The sequence below is a fragment of the Neisseria sp. Marseille-Q1983 genome, from assembly GCF_018224585.1.
Lineage (GTDB): Bacteria > Pseudomonadota > Gammaproteobacteria > Burkholderiales > Neisseriaceae > Neisseria > Neisseria polysaccharea.
Genome location: NZ_JAGTUI010000012.1, coordinates 1 through 4,863 on the forward strand (window position 1 = coordinate 1; position 4,863 = coordinate 4,863).

6 protein-coding genes and 1 pseudogene are annotated in these 4,863 nt (G+C 57.7%); all 7 read right to left on the bottom strand.

From position 1 onward, the window contains the following. Positions 1-129: 129 nt before the first annotated feature. The 7 genes and pseudogenes from KEM39_RS11970 to KEM39_RS04070 all read right to left on the bottom strand — a co-directional run bounded on the left by KEM39_RS11970 (position 130) and on the right by KEM39_RS04070 (position 4,862). Complete coding sequence (locus KEM39_RS11970) at positions 130-687, bottom strand: phage tail protein (protein WP_418029968.1); 558 nt, start codon at positions 685-687, stop codon at positions 130-132. A gap of 125 nt (positions 688-812) precedes the next feature. Continuing rightward, positions 813-1,059: pseudogene (locus KEM39_RS11975) on the bottom strand (phage tail protein); the annotation flags it as partial. A gap of 10 nt (positions 1,060-1,069) precedes the next feature. Then, on the bottom strand, positions 1,070-1,633 hold the full coding sequence (locus KEM39_RS04050; protein WP_107818642.1) for a putative phage tail protein: 564 nt from the start codon (positions 1,631-1,633) through the stop codon (positions 1,070-1,072). Continuing rightward, on the bottom strand, positions 1,630-2,685 hold the full coding sequence (locus KEM39_RS04055; protein WP_211709627.1) for a baseplate J/gp47 family protein: 1,056 nt from the start codon (positions 2,683-2,685) through the stop codon (positions 1,630-1,632). The genes KEM39_RS04050 and KEM39_RS04055 overlap by 4 nt, the downstream gene beginning before the upstream one ends. Then, positions 2,682-3,008 carry a phage GP46 family protein gene (locus KEM39_RS04060; RefSeq protein ID WP_211709628.1) on the bottom strand — a complete coding sequence of 109 codons (327 nt, stop codon included), beginning with the start codon at positions 3,006-3,008 and terminating at the stop codon, positions 2,682-2,684. Before KEM39_RS04060 ends, KEM39_RS04055 begins: the two co-directional genes overlap by 4 nt. A gap of 111 nt (positions 3,009-3,119) precedes the next feature. Beyond that, entirely contained in the window at positions 3,120-3,749 is a 630-nt protein-coding gene (locus KEM39_RS04065) for a phage baseplate assembly protein V (RefSeq protein ID WP_211709629.1), read from the bottom strand. Beyond that, positions 3,750-4,862, bottom strand: a complete 1,113-nt coding sequence (locus KEM39_RS04070; RefSeq protein ID WP_249182591.1) for a phage baseplate assembly protein — start codon at positions 4,860-4,862, stop codon at positions 3,750-3,752. Position 4,863 lies beyond the last annotated feature (1 nt).

Genomic DNA, 4,863 nt, shown 5'->3' on the forward strand with positions numbered 1-4,863 from the left:
GCCGTCTGCGGCCAGCGGGTCGAGGTCGGCCACGGTTTGGTGCAGGTAGAGGTTGGCGGCATCCAACTGGCAGACGGGCTTGGTTGGCGGGTATTGGTTTTCGCTCATGATTTATCCTTTCAGACGGCCTTAAATTTTGATACAAGCCAACAATGCGATGTTGCGAGGGCGGTTTTCGGACGCGGTTGGGACGACGCTGGAGGCGTCGAAAGTGATGGCGCGCGGAATATTGTCATTTCCGCCGCTGCCTTCGCTTGTCCACTGTTTCCATGATTTTTCCACGCCAAACGCGCCCGTCGGCTCGATGTAGTCGAACAGTTGCAGTGCGCTGTTTTTTCCGCTGTCAATTTTGCCGGTAATATTCCGGATGGCATCGCCTTGCGCACTGCCCAGTGCACGCCCGCTGTCGATGCCGCGGCCGTCGTCCCAGCCGCGCACGAATTCGCCGCGAAGATCGGGCAGATTGAAGGTGGTGCGTCCGTCGCCTGCGCCGTAGGTGGTTCCGACAGCTTGGAAGAGGGCGGCATAGAGGGTGCGCGATACGGCCGCGCCGTTGGCTTTGAGCCAGCCTGCGGGGGCGGTTTGTCCGGCGAAGTACATCACGGCGCCGCTGGGTATCATGCCGGCGAGGTCGTCCACATTGAGCAGGCGTTTGCCGTCATAGCGTAGTTCGCCGTCGTTGCGCATGGACAGGTATTTGCCGCTGCGCTTGTTGTAAAAATAAGCGTTTACGTTGTTTGCGCCGATTTGCAGGTATTGGTTGGCATTAAAGTCGCCCACGCTGTCGGCCACAATCGCGCCTTTTTTCAGGGTGGTGAGGCCGGTAAAGGTTTTGTCGCCGCCGATTTCTTGGTTGCCGATGGTAACTACAGCCAGCTTATTCAGTGCTGCCAGTAATTGATTGGGCTGCGACTTATCCGGCTGGATACCGGCCGCAGTCAGCACGGCCAGCAGCTCGGATTGCACTTGGTTGAGCCACCACGCGGGCAGGATGGTGCCCAATTCGGACACGCCGTCGCCGTCGTGGAAGGTCTTATCGGGGGTTTCGATGGGGTGCATGGTTTAGTCCTTATCGGTAGGTAAATCGGATAGCGGTGTGGGCGGGCTTGAGGCGGTTGAACAGGCTCTCGATCACGGCGTCGCTGTATTGGCTCAAGCGGCTGCCGGCGGTGCCGGAGCCGGCGCGGAAGCACCACACGGTTTGTGATTGGGCGGACACGTCCACCCACCACACCCACATAATGTCTTCGCGGGCGAGACGGTCGCCGGCGCGGTTTACACCGGCGCGGAAGGGCTGCGGCTCGCTGATGGTGATGGTGTAGCCGGCTGCGGCAGCCAGCCGGATGAAATACGGGATGCTCAGGCCGCCGGTCTCATTGAGTTTAGCCAACACATCGGCTACACGGCGGGCGTAGTTGTCGGGCTGCGGCGGATTGATGCCGAGCAGCCGCTCCCAGCGCGTGATGTCGCCGCCGGCAGTGGGGGCGTAGGCGGCAGCCTGCACCTGTGCCGACTGCGTTTGCACGCCGTCGAATATGGCGGCTTCCGCCTGCCGCTCGGCGGCCTGCCGGGTGGCACGTACGTCGTAGCTGACGGGCGGATAGTAGAGTGGGAGTAAATCAGCGTAAGTCATAACAGGGTCATCTCAAACGTGCCCAAGGCGAGCCATTGGATGTGCGGGGTGATGGCGGCGTTTTGGTTGGCGGACGGACTGTCGAGCACGCGGTCGCGCACGCCCGGGGTATCGCTAATCAGTGCTTCGATATGGCTTTTATAGACGGTGTCGCCCGGCTTGATGGTCGCGAAATAGGCTGACAAGGCGCGCTCGGCAGCCTCCTTGACCGCAGGCAGGGTGTAGCCGTCGGCCAGCGATACGCGCACAGATACATTGAGCGGCACGCGTTGCGGCGCCACCACCTGCACGTTTTTGGCGGTAACCGGGCGGCGTTCGTCGATATACTGCTGCACGGCCCGCTCCACATCGGGAGAGGGTAAACCGGAAGCGGTAAGGATGGCCACATCCACCGTGCCCAAACCGCGACGCAGCGGATACACAAATGCCGCCTCCACCCCTGGCACGTCCATTGCCCAGCGGTAATAGTCGTAGGCGTTGCCGCCGGCGGGTGGTTGGCGTAAACGCGACAGCAGCCTGTCTAACAGCGCGGCATCGCTCTCGATATCGGTGCCGCCCACCATGCTGGTGAGCACGGCATCTGCCTCAATGCCGGCAGGCGGGCTTTGCAGCTTGGCCGGGGTGTTGTCCGGCTGATTACCGGTGGCACCAGCGCTCAGGCAGTGGCAGGCAATCAATACCTGACCGCTACCGTCGGTTTGACCTGGTGCACCGGTTTGATAGGCAATGTCGCCCACTTGGGCCACCAGCCCGGCAGGCAGAACGGTATTGGGCGCGCCGCTGATGCGGATGCTGCCCGCCGCTGCGGCAGCCGCTTTGCGCCAAATGCGGTACATGGCGCAATGGCGCTCCAAATAGGCGGTGTCCGCCGTATCGGCAAATACCTGCCGCAAAATCCACTCTTGATGCTGGTATTGCCCCTCGGCCAGTGCGGCCAAAGCGGTGGCACGGGCGTAATTGTCGCTGCCGGGGTGGGTGTGGGCGGCAGGCTGTTGGTTGCTCAAATCGCGCAGGTAGTCGCTGCGTAGTTGCTCAAAGTTTTTGGTTTTCATGCCAGCCGCACCTCATGGATTAAGGATAGATTCCGGCCGCTTGCATCCACCGCCGCAATATCCAGCCGCAGCCAGCCGCGCCGTGCCAAAGAGGTAGCCACATTGATGCGGCGGGCGCGGCGGGTATCCAAAATAGGTTGCAAGGCCTGCTCAGCATACTGCTTGGCCAGCACCGCCATGCGCGGCAGGTCTTTCATGCGGCGCAATTCGTGCAGGCGGCTGCCCAGCGGGGTAACCAGCCGCACATAGACTTCGTTTTCGATCCCTTGAGCGGATTGGTTTAATAAGTAGTCGCCGGTGGCGGGATTAAGTAAAGCGTCCATACCGGAATTTTCGGATATGGACGCCCTTTCTTTGAGAGAATGGATGTCAGACAAATATAAAAAGCCGCCTAAAGACCCGATAAGGATTTTCAGACGGCCTTTAAAGGCGGTTTAAATGACTTCACCGGTTTCCGGACCGTTGGTCTCAGTATGTTTGTGATTACTGCCGACATCTTTACCGTTGTTGGTTAATGCGCCGGTAGTATTCAAATTGCCGACCATATCCACATTGCCGGTAAATGTCGTACCGCTACCGCCTTGCACGGCCATACCTCCATTGCCGTTGATTTGGCCTTGCGCGGTTAATACCGCAGAACATTCAACTTTTTCCGAAGTAATATTTACGCCGCCAGGTGCTTTGATATTCAGCGTTTCGCAGTCGATCTCAATGACACGCCCCTTTTTTAACACCATCTTGGCACCGTCGGCGTTGTAAACCGCCGTTTCGCCATCAGACAAACCGGTAATGCGGTACGCGCCGTTTGTCGTGGTAACGATAATACCGTGGCTGGTTTTGCCGCCCAAGGGTACGACGACGCAATCGCTGCCTGCGGGCGGATTGCTGGTAAAGCCGAAGTTTTCGGCGTGTTCCAAGTCTTGCACGGTTTCGCCGTCCAAGCCTTCGACTTGAATTTTTTGCACACCGCCACCTGCCTGGACTCTGGCAACCTTTCCGCGAAAGCCCTGCCGGACAGTGTTAAACGCCTGTTTGATACGCTTATCTATGGTTTTAATATCCATTTAAATAACCTGCAATTCCTGTTTTGGCTTTTTAGCCTGACGGCGTTTCTTCGGCTTGACTGGCATTTGGCCGTTGGCTTTGCGGCTTTCAGACGGCATTTTGGTTTTGCCCGATTTCTTCGGCGGGTCGGCATCCAATACCCACGCGCCGTCTTCTTTAAGCGTTAATACAGTTTCCGTGCCTTGGCCTCTGCCTCCGACAAAGGTACGCGCCATAAGGAAATACACTGAGTCGATGCCGTCCGGTTCGCTCAATACGTTGATTCTCTGACCCGGTTGCCACAACGTACCGTCATCGGTTCGGTGCCCCTGTACCACTGCCGTGATGGTCAAGCCTTCCAAGCGGCTGTCCGCCAAGCGTTTCTTTGCTTTACGTTCCGCTTGAGCCTGACTGTCGATGTCCGGCTCGGTAACGATTAGGGGGCGGTGCAGTTTGACGGATTCGTCTTTGGCGGTGGCTTTGATGTTGTGTTTGCCGCTGTGGCTTTGCGCCAACACGGTAACTTCGCTGTACCGTGCCGCCATATCGCGGTTTACTTCCAGACGCTTGATATTGTTATTGTCGCCACTGACCCGCAAGATCAGCCCGGCAACAGGTGCGGCGGTGTAGTCGGGACCGCCGACAACCAAGGTGCCGTCAGGCTCCATCCAAGGCCATACCCCGTTGGCTTCGGCATATTGTGTCAAGGCATCCCATGCACGGCTTCCGGGCTCGATTTGAACTTTATGGGTTTTATTGGTTTTGGCTGCATCGATACGGATTTTTGACAAACCCAAAGGCTTGACGATTTTTTCAATAATTTGGTTTAAATCCATGTCCTGCGCATTAAACAACGGTGCAGAACAGTCCAACAGGATACCGGCATCATCACGACCCTGAATGGTCAGCGTTTTATTGCCTTTCTCCGTCGTAGTGTGCACACGGTCGATACGGCCGCTTAATACCGTATCCCCACCGACACGGACTTCTACTTTATCGCCTTCTTTTACTGCAGTCGGGACTGCATCTACCGGACGGCCAAGCGTGACTGAAAAGTCATCGGCGGGGGTGAGCAGGTCAGAAACGATGTCGTAATTCGTCCACTGCCCATGAGTTTTGCCGTTAATCATCAGA